At 65.9% G+C, this 17495-nt stretch carries 17 protein-coding genes; 11 read left to right on the forward strand and 6 right to left on the reverse strand.

What is annotated here, in order from left to right; genetic code table 11:
• Nucleotides 1-96 precede the first annotated feature (96 nt).
• The 10 genes from ACIQ3B_RS03375 (at nt 97) to ligA (ending at nt 11426) form a co-directional block, all read left to right on the forward strand.
• On the forward strand, nt 97-1593 hold the full coding sequence (locus ACIQ3B_RS03375) for a phosphoesterase (RefSeq protein ID WP_397399909.1): 1497 nt from the start codon (nt 97-99) through the stop codon (nt 1591-1593).
• Between the two features lie 205 nt (nt 1594-1798).
• Nucleotides 1799-3274, forward strand: a complete 1476-nt coding sequence (gene ftsZ / locus ACIQ3B_RS03380; RefSeq protein WP_397399910.1) for a cell division protein FtsZ — start codon at nt 1799-1801, stop codon at nt 3272-3274.
• Between the two features lie 78 nt (nt 3275-3352).
• Nucleotides 3353-3571 (forward strand): hypothetical protein, encoded by a 219-nt coding sequence (locus ACIQ3B_RS03385; RefSeq protein WP_397399911.1) that lies wholly within the window; start codon nt 3353-3355, stop codon nt 3569-3571.
• 230 nt (nt 3572-3801) lie between these two features.
• Nucleotides 3802-4695 (forward strand): UDP-3-O-acyl-N-acetylglucosamine deacetylase, encoded by an 894-nt coding sequence (lpxC, locus tag ACIQ3B_RS03390; RefSeq protein WP_397399912.1) that lies wholly within the window; start codon nt 3802-3804, stop codon nt 4693-4695.
• Between the two features lie 66 nt (nt 4696-4761).
• Nucleotides 4762-5373 carry an MSMEG_1061 family FMN-dependent PPOX-type flavoprotein gene (locus ACIQ3B_RS03395; protein WP_397399913.1) on the forward strand — a complete coding sequence of 204 codons (612 nt, stop codon included), beginning with the start codon at nt 4762-4764 and terminating at the stop codon, nt 5371-5373.
• A gap of 93 nt (nt 5374-5466) precedes the next feature.
• The gene (locus tag ACIQ3B_RS03400; RefSeq protein ID WP_397399914.1) at nt 5467-6450 is read left to right on the forward strand and encodes an outer membrane protein assembly factor BamD; all 984 of its coding nucleotides are present in this window, start codon (nt 5467-5469) and stop codon (nt 6448-6450) included.
• Between the two features lie 81 nt (nt 6451-6531).
• On the forward strand, nt 6532-8229 hold the full coding sequence (gene recN, locus ACIQ3B_RS03405) for a DNA repair protein RecN (RefSeq protein WP_397399915.1): 1698 nt from the start codon (nt 6532-6534) through the stop codon (nt 8227-8229).
• A 52-nt stretch (nt 8230-8281) separates the two neighbouring features.
• A complete protein-coding gene (locus ACIQ3B_RS03410; RefSeq protein ID WP_397399916.1) occupies nt 8282-8551 on the forward strand; it encodes a BrnT family toxin in 270 nt (89 codons plus the stop codon).
• A complete protein-coding gene (locus tag ACIQ3B_RS03415) occupies nt 8538-8894 on the forward strand; it encodes a helix-turn-helix domain-containing protein (protein WP_397399917.1) in 357 nt (118 codons plus the stop codon). The genes ACIQ3B_RS03410 and ACIQ3B_RS03415 overlap by 14 nt, the downstream gene beginning before the upstream one ends.
• A 204-nt stretch (nt 8895-9098) precedes the next feature.
• On the forward strand, nt 9099-11426 hold the full coding sequence (ligA, locus tag ACIQ3B_RS03420; RefSeq protein WP_397399918.1) for an NAD-dependent DNA ligase LigA: 2328 nt from the start codon (nt 9099-9101) through the stop codon (nt 11424-11426).
• Here the strand turns inward: ligA and ACIQ3B_RS03425 are convergent.
• From ACIQ3B_RS03425 to ACIQ3B_RS03435, 3 genes are read right to left on the reverse strand one after another with little or no spacing between them, the layout of a single operon-like run.
• Entirely contained in the window at nt 11389-11898 is a 510-nt protein-coding gene (locus ACIQ3B_RS03425; RefSeq protein WP_397399919.1) for a hypothetical protein, read from the reverse strand. The genes ligA and ACIQ3B_RS03425 overlap by 38 nt on opposite strands.
• 1 nt (nt 11899) lies before the next feature.
• Nucleotides 11900-12733, reverse strand: coding sequence for a class I SAM-dependent methyltransferase (locus ACIQ3B_RS03430; protein ID WP_397399920.1), 834 nt, complete (start codon nt 12731-12733; stop codon nt 11900-11902).
• Nucleotides 12733-14547: an aminopeptidase P family protein gene (locus ACIQ3B_RS03435; protein ID WP_397399921.1), complete on the reverse strand. Its 1815-nt coding sequence runs from the start codon at nt 14545-14547 to the stop codon at nt 12733-12735. The genes ACIQ3B_RS03430 and ACIQ3B_RS03435 overlap by 1 nt, the downstream gene beginning before the upstream one ends.
• A gap of 104 nt (nt 14548-14651) precedes the next feature.
• Here ACIQ3B_RS03435 and ACIQ3B_RS03440 point away from each other — a divergent pair, with 104 nt between their 5' ends.
• On the forward strand, nt 14652-14996 hold the full coding sequence (locus tag ACIQ3B_RS03440; protein ID WP_397399922.1) for a GIY-YIG nuclease family protein: 345 nt from the start codon (nt 14652-14654) through the stop codon (nt 14994-14996).
• On the opposite strand, the gene ACIQ3B_RS03445 is transcribed toward ACIQ3B_RS03440, so the two are convergent.
• The 3 genes from ACIQ3B_RS03445 to ACIQ3B_RS03455 form a co-directional block, all read right to left on the reverse strand.
• Complete coding sequence (locus ACIQ3B_RS03445) at nt 14993-15859, reverse strand: 50S ribosomal protein L11 methyltransferase (protein WP_397399923.1); 867 nt, start codon at nt 15857-15859, stop codon at nt 14993-14995. The two genes, ACIQ3B_RS03440 and ACIQ3B_RS03445, sit on opposite strands and share 4 nt — an antisense overlap.
• Before the next feature lie 64 nt (nt 15860-15923).
• A complete protein-coding gene (corA, locus tag ACIQ3B_RS03450) occupies nt 15924-16892 on the reverse strand; it encodes a magnesium/cobalt transporter CorA (protein WP_397399924.1) in 969 nt (322 codons plus the stop codon).
• 203 nt (nt 16893-17095) lie between these two features.
• Nucleotides 17096-17425 (reverse strand): GIY-YIG nuclease family protein, encoded by a 330-nt coding sequence (locus tag ACIQ3B_RS03455; RefSeq protein WP_397399925.1) that lies wholly within the window; start codon nt 17423-17425, stop codon nt 17096-17098.
• Nucleotides 17426-17495 lie beyond the last annotated feature (70 nt).

Below are 17495 nucleotides of genomic sequence, written 5' to 3' on the forward strand. Positions count from 1 at the left end.
GCGGGCGTCACATTCCGCTTATAGTGTACGAAAGCCGCCCGTTCCGGATGTATCCCCGGAGCGGGCGGTCTTCATTGGAAATCAAGGGTCGGGCGCATGCACAGGTTCGCGGGAATTCTCGTTGTTGCGGCCATGGGCCTGCCGGCCGGGGCGCTGGCCCACGAGGGAAGCCATCCGATCCGGATCGAGGCGCCCAAGGGAACCAAGGCGGCGAAGGTCGATCCGTCCAAGCGCCGCTGGCTGGCGGGTGATCACCACGTCCACAGCCGCTACAGCGTCAGCTTCACGCCCAACCCGGACGGCAAGTCGGCGCCGACGCCGGTGGTGGCCGGCGACGCCAAGTATCCCATCCCCACCAACGCCGCGATGGGCGCGAAGTTCGGCCTGTCGTGGATGGTGGCTACGGATCACGGCGGACCCCAGCATTCCAAGGTCAACCGCGATATGGCCTATCCGGAGTTACTCAAGTCGCGCCGCGAGGTTCCCGGCGTCATCCAGTTCTATGGCATGGAGTTGAACACGCCGGGCGCCGAGCATTCCAGCGTGATCGTTCCCCAGAATCCGGCCGAGCGCGACGTGCTGTTCGGCATCGAGAGCCAGTATGATCATCGCGAGCCTTGGCCGGCCAATCCTGCCTGGAACACCGAGCCGCGAATGGTCGAGGCGCTGAAGTACATGGCGGCGATTCCCGCCCCACCGGTGGTGATCGCCAACCACCCGGCGCGGACGGCGACCGGCATGGGGGCCTACACCCTGGTTTCACCGGGCGAGCTACGTAACTGGCGCGACGTCGCGCCTCAGGTCGCCATCGGCATGGAGGGCGCGCCCGGCCACCAGGCCGGCGCGTTGAACGCCAAGGCCCAGGCCGACCCGGACGACGCCTTCCGCGGCAGCTATCGCCGTGCCCCGACCATGGGCGGATACGATCAGTTGACGGCCCGGCTGGGCGGGTTCTGGGACTCCATGCTGGCGGAGGGCCGCGGCTGGTGGATCACCTCCACCTCCGACTCCCACCGTCACTACACCGAGGGCGGCAGCGATTTCTGGCCGGGCGAGTATTCCAAGACCTATGTGAAGGCGGTCAAACAGCCTGCCGACGTGTTGGACGGCCTGCGGCACGGCCGGGTGTTCACGGTGCTTGGGGACCTGGTCTCCGAGCTGGACGTCACGGCGCAGACCACGGATGGCCAGGCCCGGGGAGAGATCGGCGGAAAGCTCAACGTCGTGCGCGGTTCGGACGTGACCGTGGTCATCCGCCTGCGCGATCCCGCCGGCGCCAACTTCGGCGGCAAGAGCCCCGATGTGTCCCGCGTCGACCTCATCGTGGGCGATATCACCGGCCCTGCAGCTGATCGCACGACGGATCGCAACACCACCACCCGCGTGGAGCGCCGCTTCGGTCCGCGCGACTGGACCCGCGACGGCGAGCGCATCGCCATGGTCCACACGATCCGCAATGTGACCGGCCCGATCTATCTTCGGGTGCGCGGCACGAACGGCAATGAGCTGGAGCCCACCCCTGACACGGCGGGTGAGGACCCCTGGTCGGACCTGTGGTTCTACGCCAACCCGGTGTTCATCGCGGTAAAGTGACGCAGGAGCGCAGGCCTCGACCCGATTCCCGGACGCGCAAGTTTGAAAAACACCGGTGGGCAACCTCGACGCGGTTCCGACTCACGCTATGCGGTTAACCCTCGATTAACGGTGTGGGCGCGTAATTAACGCATCGTTACTAGGGCGCGTCGGGACTGGGACCGAGCGCGCTAATCCGCAAATCCGGGAAGGACCGATACGTCAAATGACTATTTCTCTGTCAGCGCCGCGCGCCACGGAACTGAAGCCCCGGATCGTGGTGTTCGGCATCGGCGGCGCCGGCGGCAACGCCGTCAACAACATGATCGATGCTGGCCTTGAGGGCGTCGAGTTCGTGGTCGGCAACACCGACGCGCAACAGCTGCAGTTCGCCAAGACCGAGCGCCGTATCCAGCTGGGCGTGCAGGTGACTCAAGGCCTGGGCGCCGGCGCCCATCCCGAAGTCGGCATGAGTGCGGCCGAAGAGAGCATTCCCGAGATCGGTGAGCACCTGGACGGCGCGCACATGGTCTTCATCACTGCCGGCATGGGTGGCGGCACCGGCACCGGCGCCGCGCCGATCATCGCCAAGTGCGCCCGTGAGCGCGGCATCCTGACCGTCGGCGTGGTGACGAAGCCGTTCCACTTCGAGGGCCGCCACCGGATGCGCCTGGCCGATGCCGGGATCAGCGAGCTGCAGCGCTACGTCGACACCCTGATCGTGATCCCGAACCAGAACCTGTTCCGCGTCGCCAATGAGCGGACCACCTTCGCAGAAGCCTTCGGCATGGCCGACCAGGTCCTTCACTCGGGCGTGCGCTCGATCACCGATCTGATGGTGTTGCCCGGTCTGATCAACCTCGATTTCGCCGACGTCCGCACGGTGATGACCGAGATGGGCAAGGCGATGATGGGTACCGGCGAGGCGACCGGCGAGGACCGCGCGCTGATGGCCGCCCAGAACGCCATCCAGAATCCGCTGCTGGACGAAGTCTCGCTGAAGGGCGCCAAGGCCGTGCTGGTGAACGTCACCGGCGGCCTCGACATGACCCTGCTGGAAGTCGACGAGGCGGCCAACGCCATCTCCGAGCAGGTCGATCCGGAAGCCAACATCATCTTCGGCGCGGCCTTTGATCCTTCGCTTGAGGGTATGATCCGGGTCTCGGTCGTGGCCACCGGCATGGACGGCGCCTCGATCGCCGCTATCGAACCCAAGATCGAGCGTCGCTCGCTGACGGCGGAGCCGCTGCGCGCCACGGTCACGCCACGCGCGCCTGAGCCGGCGATTGCAGCCTCGGTGGAACCCGAACCGGTCGCCGACGCCACGCTTGAGGCCGAACAGCCGGACATCTTCAGCGTGCCGCTGACGGTCGATGCGCAGCCGGCGGAGGCAGCCGCAGAGACGACCGTGACCCGCAATGTGGATCCAGCGGTAGAGACCCAGCGCGTTCTGGACGAGCCGCTGTTCGCGGAACCTGTCTATGAGCCCCGCCGTCCGCGTGGTGGGTTCCTGAGCATCTTCGGGGGCCGCCCGCGCTATGAAGCGCCTCAGGCCCCGGCCGCCCAGGCGCCAGCGCCACGCCCGACACCGGCGCCGTCGCGCGGCGGAGCCCAGCCCATGGAAGCTATCGCGCCCGGTGAGTCGGTGGATCAGAACGAGGATCTTGAAATCCCGTCCTTCCTCCGCCGTCTGGCGAACTAGAAAACATCACAAAAGCGCCACGCCGGGGAAACCGGTACAGCCCATAGTCCTCCCTGAGCCTGCTCCGGGAGGACTGTAATGTCGGACCAACGCATTATTCTGGTGTCGCCCCTGGCCCATGGGTGGGCAGTGTCATGCGCCGGCATTGAGCCGCTGATCTTCCGGTCGGGTGGCCGCGCCGAGGCGCAGGCCCGGCAATTGGCCCAGGTGCTGGCACGGCTGGGACGGGAAGTGCATGTACGAATCCTCGACCGGGGTCGAAATCTCATCGGCACCCTGCGATTTCCCGCGCTTTGATCGCGTGAGTGGCTGAGTTCGGAACGGGATTTCCGGGCGCAGATGGCCCTCTGGCTGTGTCCAGAAACCACTTGAAAAACAACGAAAAATCCCTTTTGCGGGTTAATGCGGCCTTAAGCGAAACATTGCGAAACACGATGTGCTTTGCTGCGTTGCACCAACCAGCCTAGCAGCGTTGCAGGGGCAAAGGTTCGGTCGTCGCACCGCGTATCATCGCAGGAAGGTCTACCTTGTCCGTACAGGTCTACCAGCACACCCTGAAGTCGCCCGCCCTGTTCGCCGGGGTTGGCGTGCACGCGGGCGCCTACACGCGCGTTTCGGTCAAACCTGCGGGAGTTGACGCCGGCATCGTGTTCGTTCGGACAGACATCACCGACCGCGACAACGTGGTTCCGGCGCGCGGCCGGGCGGTATGCAAGACTCAGCTCGGCACCGTCATCAGCAATGAAGCAGGTGTCACCGTCGCCACGATCGAACACCTGATGGCGGCCCTTGTGATGCTGGGCGTCGACAATGCCGTGGTCGAGCTCGACGGCCCGGAGATGCCGATCATGGATGGGTCTTCGGCGCCGTTCGTTCGTGTTCTCGACCGGGCAGGCCTGCGCTCGCAGGACGTGGCGCGCACCTACATTGAAATTCTCGATACAGTCGAAGTCCTTGACGGCGACAAGCGCGCAACGCTCCGACCCGCCGACGCTTTCGAAGTGGCCTTCGATATTGCTTTCGACAGCGCCGCCATTGGTCGTCAGTCGGTGGATCTGGCGATGGACGAGCAGGCCTTCCGCGACGAGCTGGCCGATTGCCGGACCTTCGGATTCCTCAGTGACGTGGAAGCCTTGCGCGCCATGGGTCTCGCGCGTGGCGGCGACATGAACAACTGCGTCGTGATCGATGGCGACGAGGTCCTGAATCCCGAAGGCCTGCGCCGACCTGACGAGTTTGTGCGCCACAAGGCCCTCGACGCCATCGGCGATCTCTTCCTGCTGGGCGCACCGCTGTTGGGCCGTTTCGAAGGCGTGCTGGCGGGTCACGGTCTGAACAACGCCCTGGTCCGCGCCTTGCTCGCACGCCCGGACGCCTGGCGCGTCACCACCTTTGCCGAGGCCCTTCGCCAGGTCGGCTGAGGCTTGCTGACATGAGGTTGGCAGCAGCGATAGTGTAGGGTTCTCACTCGCAAGAGGAGCCCGGCCATGGCCGACGATGCAACCGCAGACCTGAACACGCGCTACAAGCCGCCGCACAGCTTCGTCTCGGCCAAGTGCCTGGATCATATCGACCGGCACGGACGGCGCTTCATCGAACTCTCACCATTCGCTGCCTTGGCCTCGGTGGGTCCGAGCGGCAGTCTGGATGTGTCTCCACGCGGCGGCGGGCCGGGGTTTGTGCGCGTCGCCCAGGATGGCAAGAGCCTGACCATGCCGGACCGTCCGGGCAACAACCGTCTCGACACGCTGCGGAACATCGCCGAGGGCTCTGGCGAGGTGGGCTTCATGTTCATGATTCCCGGCGTGGATGACATCTACCGCGTCAACGGTCGGGCGAGCCTGGTTGTAGATGACGCCCTCGCCGCGACCTTCGAGGAATTCGGCAAGGTCCCCAAGACCCTGCTTCGGGTGGAGGTGCGCGAGGCCTATCTGCTCTGCCCCAAGGCGTTGATGCGCGCGGATCTGTGGGGCGACAGTCACCGCGTTGACCGCGCAACCTTGCCCTCACTCACCGAAATGGTCAGCGATCAGATCGGCCTGCCCAGGCCGCAAACCACCCGCGAACAGGAGGTCGAGGGGATGAGAGTCACCCTTTAGGGCGCGGATGGCCTTTGCGCCGTTTGCTCGCCACAGTCAGTGGTGTAGATAGCAAACCCTCGTGTGGGGGCGCACGTTGGCCTTGAGGTGGTGGTGTCTTTGCTAAGCAATACAAGCAAGGTGACGGTGATCGCCGTCATGAGTGCGCTCGCCCTGTCCGCTTGCGCCGGGAACAACAAGAACAAGACACGCCTGGCCTATGAGGAGCGGCCGGTCGAGCTGCTCTATTCAACCGGTGCGGATCGGCTGGATCGGCGTCAGTGGAATCAGGCCGTCGGCTATTTCCAGGAAGTGGAGCGTCAGCATCCCTATTCCGAATGGTCGCGCCGTTCGATTCTGATGCAGGCCTACGCCCACTATCAGGGCAACGACTACGCCGAAGCGGTGGCGGATGCGGATCGCTTCATCCAGCTCTATCCCGGCAATGCGACCGCAGCCTACGCCCACTACATCAAGTCGATCTGCTACTTTGAGCAGATCGTGGATGTGAACCGCGACCAGGCGGCCACCGGCCAGGCGCTGGACAGCCTGCGCGACGTCGTTCAGCGGTATCCGCGTAGCGAGTACGCGGCTGACGCGCGGCTGAAGATCGACATGGTCAACGACCAGCTGGCCGGCAAGGAAATGACCATCGGCCGCTACTACCTGCGCCAAGGCGACACCCTGGCCGCCGCCAATCGATTCAAGACCGTGGTGGATCGCTACCAGACCACGACACATACGCCTGAAGCCCTCTACCGGCTGGTGGAGAGCTATCTGACCCTGGGCCTGGTCGAGGAGGCCAAGCGCAACGGCGCGGTGCTCGGCTACAACTATCCCGGTGATGTCTGGTACGGCGACGCCTATCGGCTGTTGACCAGCAAGGGACTGAAGCCTGCCGTCGAACCCAAGGGCGGCAGTGGCGGTATCTTCCGGGTCCCGTTCGTCAAGGACAAGAACAAGACCGTCGCGCCACCCGAGGCGACCGACTCGAACGTGGCGGTGGAGAAGTCCAGGTCCGCAGACAAGCGTTCCATCTTCAGGCTGCCCTTCGGCAAGACGGACAAGGGCGTTCTTCCCGAAGCTGAAACTAACTGATCCGGTGATTTCGGAAGGTGGCGTGAACAAAACGCGTCCGACCCCTTCATTCCGGTCTGATTCCGTACGATCCTGCATGCCATGCTGATCGGGCTGCAAATTCGCGACGTTGTGCTGATCGAGGCCCTGGACCTGTCCATCGGCCCGGGTCTGACCGCCCTGACCGGCGAGACAGGCGCAGGCAAGTCGATCATCCTCGACGCCCTGGGCTTGTCGACCGGGGCGCGGGCCGACGCCGGTCTGGTGCGGCGGGGTGCGACCCAGGCCGTGGCCACGGCGGTCTTTGCGCCGGCTCCGGATCATAGGGTCTGGGCCCTGCTTGAGGAAAAGGGCCTGGCCTACGCGCGCGACGAGGATCTGGTCCTTCGCCGGAACCTTTCGGCGGATGGCCGCAGCCGCGCCTTCGTCAATGATCAGACCACTGGCGTGGGCGTACTCAAGGAACTGGGCGAAGCCCTTCTCGAAGTGCACGGCCAGCACGAGACGGTGGGCCTTCTGGACGCCCGGACGCACCGCCCGCTGCTGGATGTCTATGGTGGGCTTGAGCCCCGGGTCGCGGCTACGGCGGAAGCCTGGCGCGTCTGGCGTGCGGCGCGGGAGGCGGTGGCGGCATTGCAGGCCGAGGTCGCCCGCACGGCCGCCGAAACCGAGGATCTGACCTACCGATTGTCGGAACTGGACCGACTGGACCCGCGCTCAGGCGAGGAGACGGCCCTGGCCGAGGAGCGCGCCGTGCTGGGCGCCTCGGAGAAGGCGCTGAGTGATATCGCCGCCGCCCGCGCCGCCCTGGACGGTCTGGGGAGCAAGGTCATCGGCGCTATCCGCGCTCTGGAGCGCGCTCGCGAGCGAGCCGTTTCCGCCGGCGCAGCCTCTGACGGAACAGCGGCCACGCGGCTGATCGCCGCTTCCGAAGCCCTGAACCGGGTGCTGATCGAGGCCGACGAGGCCCAGTCCGCCGTCGATGGCGCGGCCCTGGCCTTTGATTTCGAACCCAACCGGCTGGAGAAGACCGAGGAGCGACTGTTCGACCTCAGGGGCCTGGCCAGAAAGCTGGGCGCCACCGTTGAGTCCCTGCCGCAATTGCGCGTGCAATTCGCCGCGCGCCTGCGGGCGGTGGAAACCTCGGAGGTCGCCCTGAAGGCCGCTCAGGCGGAACTCGCCTCCGCGCGCGCGGCCTACCTCAAGGCCGCCGAGGCCCTGGCCGCTGCGCGTCAAACCGCCGGCATGCGCCTGGCCGAGGCGGTGATGGCGGAACTGGCGCCGCTCAAGCTGGACAAGGCTCGTTTTCGGGTGGCGGTCGAGGTTCTGACGGAGGACCGGGCTGGCCCCCTCGGCATGGATCGCACCGCTTTCGAGATCGCCACCAATCCCGGGGCGCCGTTCGGGGACCTGGGCGCCATCGCTTCGGGCGGCGAGCTGGCGCGATTTGCACTGGCGCTGAAAGCCTCACTGGCGGGGCGGGCATCCGGGCCCCAGCCCCTGATGATCTTCGACGAGGTGGACCGGGGGGTTGGCGGCGCGGTGGCCGACGCCGTGGGACTGCGCCTGAAACGCCTGGCCGAGAACGCCCAGGTGCTGGTGGTCACGCACAGTCCCCAGGTGGCCGCCCGCGCTGAGGCCCACTGGCGCATAGCCAAGGCCGGGGAGGGCGAACGTCTGCGCACAGCCGTCGAGGTGCTGACCCCGGCGGACCGCGAGGAAGAGATCGCCCGCATGCTGGCCGGCGCCCAGATCACCGACGCCGCCCGGGCGGCGGCCCGGGCGCTGATGGAGGCGTGAGGGACGTCTTGCGAGAGTACGGAATTTCCGTATAATATTGGCGGACTGAATTGTGGAGTTCGAGTGGGATCCGGCCAAGGCGTCGTTGAATGAGCAGAAACACCGCTTGGCATTCCGGTTCGTTCTGCCTGTGTTCAGCGATCCATACCTGATGGATATCGACGTTAGCCGGGAGGCTGATGGCGAGGCCCGCCGCAAAGCCGTTGGTCGTATCGGGGACCACATCTTTGCATTGGTCTATTCCCGCCGCGGTTCTGTGATCAGGGTAATTTCGGCGCGTCGGGCGAATGTGAAGGAGATGCGGGAGTATGGCGTTCGTTAGATTCACTCTGGATCCCGCCAATCCGCCGCAACTGACAGACGCACAGCGGCGGCGCCTCGATGACATGACCGATGCCGAAATCACGGCTGCGGCTGAATCCGATCCAGACAACCCGCCACTGACGGAGGACGAACTGGATCGCATGGTCGATGCACGGTTCGTCCGACTAACGCGGGTTGGTACTGGCCTCAGCCAATCCGAATTCGCAAAGACTTACCAGATCAACCTCGCCCGTCTGCGTGATCTGGAACAGGGCCGGACCCGTCCTGACAGCGCGCTAAGGGCCTACCTCACCGTGATCGCGCAACGGCCCGAGGTGGTCACGGCGTGTCTGGCGACCTGACGGTGATATGCCTTTCCAGCCGCGCTGGAAAGGATGAATGTTGCGTATTTGTTCTATGTCTGGCAAGGCTGGATGCAGCTAGAGTGTGACAGCTTCAAGTGGGTACCGGTTGAAGCGCCCGTCACGCTCTAAACATATGAAGAGCGAGCCTTTTGATCCAGATCAGATGAGCCATCTGATCTGGAAAGGCTCTAGAGAAAGCCCATGCCTTCATCCATAGACGCCCTCACCGAAGCTGAAGCGCTTGAGGAACTGACTGCGCTCGCCGACGAGATTGCGGCGCACGACATCCGGTATCATCAGCAGGATGATCCGACGATTTCGGACGCCGACTACGACGCGTTGAAGCGGCGGAACGAGGCCATCGAGGCGCGGTTTCCGCATCTGGTCCGCGAGAACTCGCCGTCGCTCACTGTCGGTGCTGCGCGAGCGGAGCAGTTCTCGCCGGTCGAGCACGGCGTGCCGATGTTGAGCCTGGATAACGCCTTTGCCGATGGCGAGGCGGCCGAGTTCGACGCCCGTATCCGCAGGTTCCTGCGATTGCCCGCCGACGAGACCGTGGGCTACACGGCCGAACCCAAGATCGACGGTCTGTCATGCTCCATCCGCTACGTGAACGGGCTGCTGGTCCAGGCTGCCACGCGGGGCGACGGCCGGCTGGGCGAGGACGTGACGCAGAATGTCCGGACCATCGCCGATATCCCCAAACGCCTGTCAGGCGCAGGCTGGCCAGAGGTGATCGAAGTCCGCGGCGAGGTCTATCTGGGACACGACGGGTTCGCCTCGCTCAACGCCGCAGCCGTTGCGGCAGGCCAGAAGGTCTATGCCAATCCCCGGAATGCCGCAGCCGGCTCCCTGCGCCAGATCGACCCGACGATCACAGCGGCCCGGCCGTTGCGGTTCTTCGCCTATGCCTGGGGGCTGCACAGCACAGGTTTCGCCGAGACCCAATGGGTGGCGCTGCAACTGTTGAAAGCCTGGGGGTTTCAGACCACGCCGCAAAGTGCGCGGGTCGAGGACGCGGCCGGCCTGCTGGACGCCTACGCCCGCATGGAGGTGACCCGTCCGAAGCTCGCCTACGATATCGACGGCGTCGTCTACAAGGTGGATCGACTGGACTGGCAGCAGCGGCTGGGGTTTGTCACCCGCACGCCGCGTTGGGCGATCGCGCGCAAGTTCCCCGCCGAGCAGGCCCGCACGGTGCTGGAGGCCATCGATATCCAGGTTGGCCGAACGGGCGCCATCACCCCGGTGGCGCGGCTGAGGCCGGTGACGGTGGGCGGCGTGGTGGTCGAGAACGCTACCCTGCACAATGCCGACGAGATCGCGCGCAAGGGCCTTCGCGTGGGCGACACCGTGATCCTGCAGCGGGCGGGCGATGTGATCCCGCAGATCGTGGGCGTGGTGGAGGATGAGGCGCGCGGCGCAGAGCCGTTCCAGTTCCCCACACACTGCCCGTGCCCCCTGCAAACCCCCCTGGCGCGGGAAACCACGGCGGCGGGCGCCGAAACCGTGGTGCGGCGTTGCACCGGCGAGTTTGCCTGCCCCTTCCAGAGGCTGGCGCACCTGCGCCATTTCGTATCGCGCAGGGCCTTCGACATCGAGGGGTTGGGCGAGAAGCAGATCGCCCTCTTCAATGAGCGCGGCTGGCTGGAAACGCCGGCGGATATCTTTCGTCTCCACACCCGCCGCGACGAGATGCTGGCGATGGATCGCTTTGGCGAGACCAGCGTCGCCAACCTGATCGAGAGCATAGAGGCGCGGCGTCAGATCCCGCTGGACCGGTTCGTTTATGGCCTCGGTATCCGGCATGTGGGCGAGACCACCTCGCTGGCGCTGGCCCGCCACTTCGAAACGGTCGAGGCCCTTGTCGCGGCTGCGAAGGCGTGTGCTGTACAGCAGGCGGGGCCGACCTATTCCGAGCTTTCCAATCTCGACGGACTCGGGCCGACGGCGGTGCAGGCCGTGCTGGACTTCGCGCGAGCTGGCCAGGCGTTGTTGATCCCGCCGGAGATCTCACTGGACGCCCACCTTAATCTGGCGATCCCGAAGTTGAATGCTCGCGCGCGAGCGGCCCTGGCGGCGCGGTATGGGGATTGGGGCGCCTTCGAGGCCGCCGCCCGGCGCGCCGCCGCCGAGATGCCCGGCGAAGCCTTTCTGGAGATGGCGGCTATTGATGCCGTGGGCGTGGTCTCAGCCCGCATGATCGCCGAGTTCTTCGGCGAAGATCACAACGAGCGGCTGGTTGAAGCCTTGTTGGTCGAGCTACGGGTCGCTCCGGCCGAGCGGGCCCGGACGGACACCGCCGTGGCCGGCAAGACGATCGTCTTCACTGGCGCCCTGGAAAAGATGACCCGCGACGAGGCCAAGGCCCAGGCCGAGGCGCTGGGCGCCAAGGTGTCGGGTTCTGTCTCGAAGAAGACCGATCTGGTGGTGGCGGGGCCGGGGGCAGGGTCAAAGCTGAAGACCGCCACCGATCTGGGGATAGAAGTGATCACCGAGGACGCGTGGCTGGCGCTTGTGGCGGGGTAGGGCGCATCTCCGTCGCCTTCAATTCCGCACAGGCGTCCGGCTCCTGCGTCCACATAAAGCTGGCGATCTTCCATTCGGCCTCGGCCTTGATCAGGCCGAACACGTCCACGCCGCAATGGGTGGTCTTGCCGTCGACCTGGAATTCGTAGGGCGCCGTCACCGTCGCCATAGCGCCGCGACGTGAGACCACCGGCGACCACATGCGCTCCAGGTAGCCCGGGCCAATGGCCTTGTTGAACGTCTCGTCGGCCGCCATCCGACCGATGCGTGTCGTTCCGTCAGGCTGCGTGCTTACGGCGGTATAGATGCTGCCTGGCAGGACGATCTGGCGCATGGTGGCTGTATCCCGGGCTCCAAGGGCGTCAAAGAACCGCTGCACGGTCGCAAGGATCGGTGCGTCGTCATCGGGTGAAGAGGCCTGCGCAGACCCAGCCAGCGCCAGGGCGGAAAGCACGATGAGGTATTTCAGCATCTCAAGCCCTCGCTGCGACGATCCACGTCGCCGAATCCAGCCGTACGCCATCGGGGCCATCGTGCGCCTTCAAAGCTTCTCGCACTGAGGCGATGACAACGTCGCGCTTGTCCGGATTCTCCCGCAGGAGACCGCCCAGTGGCCCCACCCGCATGGAAAGCCCGACCACGGTCTCCAGATCCCCGCCGCCGACCTTTTCGTTGTGCGGGGTGATGGTGACGTCCTTGAACCCGGCGGCGGCCAGAATGCCTCGTACCCGTTCGGCATCCGCAAATGCGAAGGGTCCGGGTGCGCCGGGCTCCGGCGGCGCAGGGGGCGGTACGTGCGCCAGGGCCGCCGACATGGGCAGGGTCATGATCGGGTTTTCAGCGGGCGGGCGCCAGCAGACGAAGACCAGACGCCCGTCGGGAGCCAGGGCGCGCCGGATATTCACGAACGCCGCCACGGGATCGCTGAAGAACATCACGCCGAAGCGGGAAAACACAGCGTCGTAACCACCTGGCGCAAAGGCCGCCGTCTGGGCATCCGCCTCCAGGAACTCGACACCGGCAAGGCCCTCGGCGCGCCGGCGGGCCACCTCCAGAAGGGTGCGTGAAATGTCCGCGCCGGTCACCTGGCCGCCTGGGGCCACAGCGCGTGCGAGCTCCAGGCTGGTCTCGCCGGCGCCGCAGCCGATATCGAGGATTTTCTCGCCGGGTTTCGGCTGCAACACCGCCATGCCGGCGCGGCCCAGAGGCGCAAGCTGGCGGTCCAGCGGCCCCTGAAGCTCGGCCCAGGTCGGACCTGCGGCTTCGTTCCAGTAGACGGCCTGTTGGGCGTTGGGGGTGTCGGTCATCAGATCGGCCTCGTAACCTCGGTGAGCCAGGTCCGGACATCGGCCTCGACCAGGGGGCCGATCACTTCGCGGACCCGGGCGTGATAGGTGTCGAGCTGGGCGCGCTCTTCGGGGGACAGCATGGCCACCACGATCAGGCGCCGGTCGATAGGCGCCAGGGTCAGCGTCTCCCAACCCAGCATCGGCCGCTCACCGCCGGGGATCGGGGCGGGCGGAGTCACCACCTGCAGGTTCTCGATCCGGATCCCGTAGGCGCCTTCCTTGTAGTAGCCGGGCTCGTTGGACAGGATCATGCCGGGGCGCAGGGCCACGGTGTTCGGCGCCTTGGCGATCCGCTGCGGACCCTCATGGACGCCGAGGTAGGAGCCCACGCCGTGGCCGGTGCCGTGGTCGTAGTCCAGGCCATGCTGCCACAGCGCCATCCGCGCGAGTGCGTCGAGCTGCGAGCCGGTGGTTCCCACCGGGAAACGGATGCGCGCCAGCGCCAGGTAGCCCTTCAGCACCAGGGTGAAGCGTTCGCACATCTCTGCACTGGGCTCACCGATAGCGATCGTGCGGGTCACGTCCGTCGTGCCGTCGAGGTACTGGCCGCCGGAGTCCACCAGCAGGAGGGTTCCGTCGAACGTCTTCGTGTTCAGGCGGTCGGTCGGGCGGTAGTGGGGCAGGGCGCCGTTCGAAGCCGTGCCGGCAATGGTGTCGAACGACAGGTCCTTCATGACGCCGGTCGCCTGTCGGAACGCCTCAAGCTTGCGCACGGCGGTGATCTCGTCGGGCGGATTGATCTGCCCTTCGGTGGCCAGCCAGTGCAGGAAGCGGGTCAGGGCTGCGCCGTCGCGGATGTGGGCGTTGCGGGTCCCGGCGATCTCGACGTCGTTCTTGCAGGCGCGGGGCAGGGCGCAGGGATCCTCGCCGCGGATCACTTCGGCGCCGGCGGCGGCGAGGGTTTCGAAGTACCAGGCCGAGGACTGGGCAGGATCGATGACCACGCGCTTGCCCTTCAGGTCGGCCAGGGCACCGGGCAGGTCGGCGGGGGTCTCCAGCGACACCTGATTGCCGAGCCAGGCCGGCAGGTCCGGGGTGACCTTGGCCGGGTCCAGGAACAGGCGCGCGGTGCCGTCCTTGTTCAGGATCGCCTGACCGATCGGCAGCGGTGAGCGGATCACGTCGCCGCCGCGTACATTGAACAACCACGCGATCGAGGCCGGAGCGGTCAGCACCGCCGCCTCGCCGCCGCGTTGGGCCACGAGGGCACCGACCCGGGCACGCTTGGCGCTGGACTCCTCGCCGGAGACTTCCAGCGGATGCGAGACGACCGGCGCCTGCGGCTGAGCGGGTCGGGCCTGACCCCAGGCCTGATCCAGCGGATTGTCATTGACGGCCAGCAATTCGCACCCGGCGCGGGCTGCCGCGGCCTTGAGGTGGCCCAGGGCATCGGGGCTGTGCAGGCGCGGGTCGTAGCCGATCTTCTGACCGCGCCCGGTGGCGGTTTCCAGGTAGGCCGGCACGCCGCCGTCCACGAGGTCGCGGATCTCGAACACCTGGGCGTCAACCTGGTCGCGAACCTGGATCGTGTAGCGCCCGTCGACAAAGACGGCGGCCTTGTCCCTGAGGATCACGGCCGCGCCCGCCGAGCCGGTGAAGCCTGTCGCCCAGGCCAGCCGGTCATTGGCCGCAGGCAGGTACTCGTTCTGATGCTCGTCCTCGTGCGGCACAAGAAAGCCGTCGAGGCCCTGTGCGGCCATGGCCTGGCGGATCAGCGGCACGTGCTTCGGGCCGAAGGAGGGGTCGGTGGTTTCGTTGAAGGTCTGGAGCATGGGGGAGATTTAGGCCGAACCTCACCGGGCCGCAAACATCGACATAGCAGATTATATTGCCCGGGTAAAATTGACAGCGAGCGACCGCGCGCGTATCAGGCGGCATGGACAAAGCCTCTCGCCGCGATCTGGTCCGAGACTACAAGGAGCGCAAGGCTGTCGCCGGCGTCTATGCCGTGCGCTGCGCGACTTCCGGAGAGATCTGGACGGCCGGCTCGCGCAATGTTGACCTCCAGCAGAACAGCCTCTGGTTTGGGTTGCGCAACGGCGGCCACATCAATCGCGCCATGCAGACCGCCTGGACCGCCCATGGAGAGGCGGCGTTCAGCTTTGAAGTCCTTGAACGCATCGATGACGAGGCCCTGACCTCGCAGGGCGTTCTGGATCGGCTGAAGGATCGCCAGCAGCATTGGCTGGTGACATTGGGGGCGAAGAAAGCGGTAGGCTAGCTCTTGCGCAGCACCAGCGTCGCCCAGGCGTCGCGGTGAATGCGACGCACCAGCCGGAAGCCCTTGGATGTATAGGCCGCCAGTACGCGCCGCTGCTGGGTGCGCAGAAGGCCGGAGAGGATGGCGATGCCGCCGGGCTTCAGCGCCAGCTTGATATCCTGCGACAGCGCCACCAGCGGCGGGGCCAGGATATTGGCGAAGGCCAGGTCGTACGGGCCATCGCGACGCACTTCCGGATGGTTCAGGCCTGAGGCATGGACAAACCGGGCGCGGGCGCCGTTCAACTCGGCGTTCTCGTTGGCGATACGCACCGAGGGGGCGTCAATGTCGGTGCCAACAGCGATCGGCGAACCGGTCCGCGCTGCGGCGATCGCCAGCACGCCAGTGCCGCAGCCGACGTCGAGCACGCGGGCGAACCGCCGCTGCTTCAGCAGGTCGTGGAAAGCCTGCAGGCAACCGACCGTCGTACCGTGGTGACCGGTTCCAAAGGCCGCGCCTGCCTCGATCCGGAGGTTCACGGTGCTGGCCGGGGCGAGGCCGCCGTCGTGGGCGCCATAGACGAAGAAACGGCCGGCGCGCACCGGGGGCAGGCCCGACAAAGCCATGGCCAGCCAGTCGGCGTCGGCCAGAGCCTCAGTCATCACGCGCAGTGTCGGATAGCCGGCCAGCAAGGCCTCGATAGCGGCCTGTTCATGGCTCTCGGTCGGGAACGCATCGATCCGCCAGACGTCGCGATCCTCATCTTCTTCCAGGATGGAGAAGGTCAGGGCCTCGGTGGCGGGATTGGCCTCAAGCGCGGCAGCAGCAGCCTCTGCATCGGCGCGCGGACCTCGGGCGGTGATCTGGACGGCCTCATCACTCATGGGCGGGAGGCTCTAAAGGTATGCCGCGCGAAAGGCGAGGGGCATTGGCCTGCCCGGGTGGCGGTTACAGCCATTTGGCCCGGCGGAAGGCCAGAAACAGGCCGACACAGACCGAGATGATCACGCCCACGACCAGGAAGTAGCCATACTTCCAGGTGAGCTCCGGCATGAACTCGAAGTTCATCCCGTAGATGCCCGCCACCATGGTTGGCACGGCCAGGATCGCCGCGCCGGCCGTCAGGCGGCGGCTGACGTCGTTCTGACGCTGCTGTTCGAACAGGTTCGACACCTCGAACACTGACGAGAGCACATCGCGCAGGCCCTCGATGGCGCTGGAGACCCGGCGCAGGTGGTCGCCCACGTCGCGGAAGTAGGGCCGCACGCCGGGATCCATGAAGGGCAGGTGCATGTGCTCGAGCCGGGCGCAGACCTCTTCCATAGGGCCCAGCATGCGCCGGAAGCGCATCAACGTCTGGCGCAGGTTGAACAGGTGGGTCACGTCCTCGCGGCTGAGAAAGGCGTCGAGGGCGCGGCGCTCGATGGCCAGCACCTCTTCCTCGATCTCGTCGACGATGGGCTGGTAGCCATCCACGATGAAGTCGAGGATCGAGTACAGCACATAGGCGATGCCATGTTCGAGCATGGCCGGCGAGCTCTCCAGGTGCCGCCGAACCTCCGTGTGCGACCGGTCCGAACCCCGGCGCAGGGTGATGATGTGGTTCTTGCAGAGGAACGCGCAGGTCTCGCCGTAGATAATCTCCTCGTTCTCCAGCCGAGCGGTCCGGCAGACCACGAAGATCTGGTCGCCATAGGCGCTGACCTTGGGCAACGGGTGGTCACACAGCGCATCCTCAATCGCCAGAGGATGCAGATTGAAACGCGCCTGCAGTATCGCGAGCTCTTCCGGCGTCGCGTTGACCATGCCGATCCAGGCGAACTGGTGCGGCTGGACGGGACGGTCCTCGACCTCGTGCAGCCGCAGGTGCCGAAGGCGATGGCCTTCGGAATAGACCCTGGCGGCGGCAATAGGCATGCGGGCGGTGGTATCCGGTGGTTCGCTCGTCAGTGTGAGGGCGCCGGCGGCAGGATGGCAACCCGGGAGCCTTCCAAACACCCCGAAGGCCCAAACACCCCAGAGAACAAACACCTCAAGAAACGTCATGGCCGGGCTTGACCCGGCCACCCATGCTCCCGGCACCGCCGTTTGGGTGGCCGGGTCAAGCCCGGCCATGACGTTCAGAGAGAGGGTTCGGGAGATTGCAAGTGCGACAACGGCCCTTCCTCCGCAATCAAGCCGGGAAAGAGATCATCCCAATCCGGGTTACCTGCCTCGATGAGATCTACCTTCCAGCGCCGCTTCCATTTCTTCAGCGACTTCTCTCGCTGGATGGCGACGACGATGCTGTCATGATGCTCGAACCAGACGAGACGCTTCACGCCGTATCGCTTCGTGAAACCTTCCATCAGACCGTCACGATGCTGCACCACACGGTTTACGAGTTCGCTGGTCACGCCGATGTAGAGCGTACCGTATTTTCGACTGGCCATGATGTAGACCGCACTCAATTCCCCACCCTCTATCGTTCGTCATGGCCGGGCTTGACCCGGCCACCCAAACAGCGTCGCCGGGAGCATG

This window comes from Phenylobacterium sp. (genome assembly GCF_044358365.1).
Classification (GTDB): domain Bacteria; phylum Pseudomonadota; class Alphaproteobacteria; order Caulobacterales; family Caulobacteraceae; genus Phenylobacterium.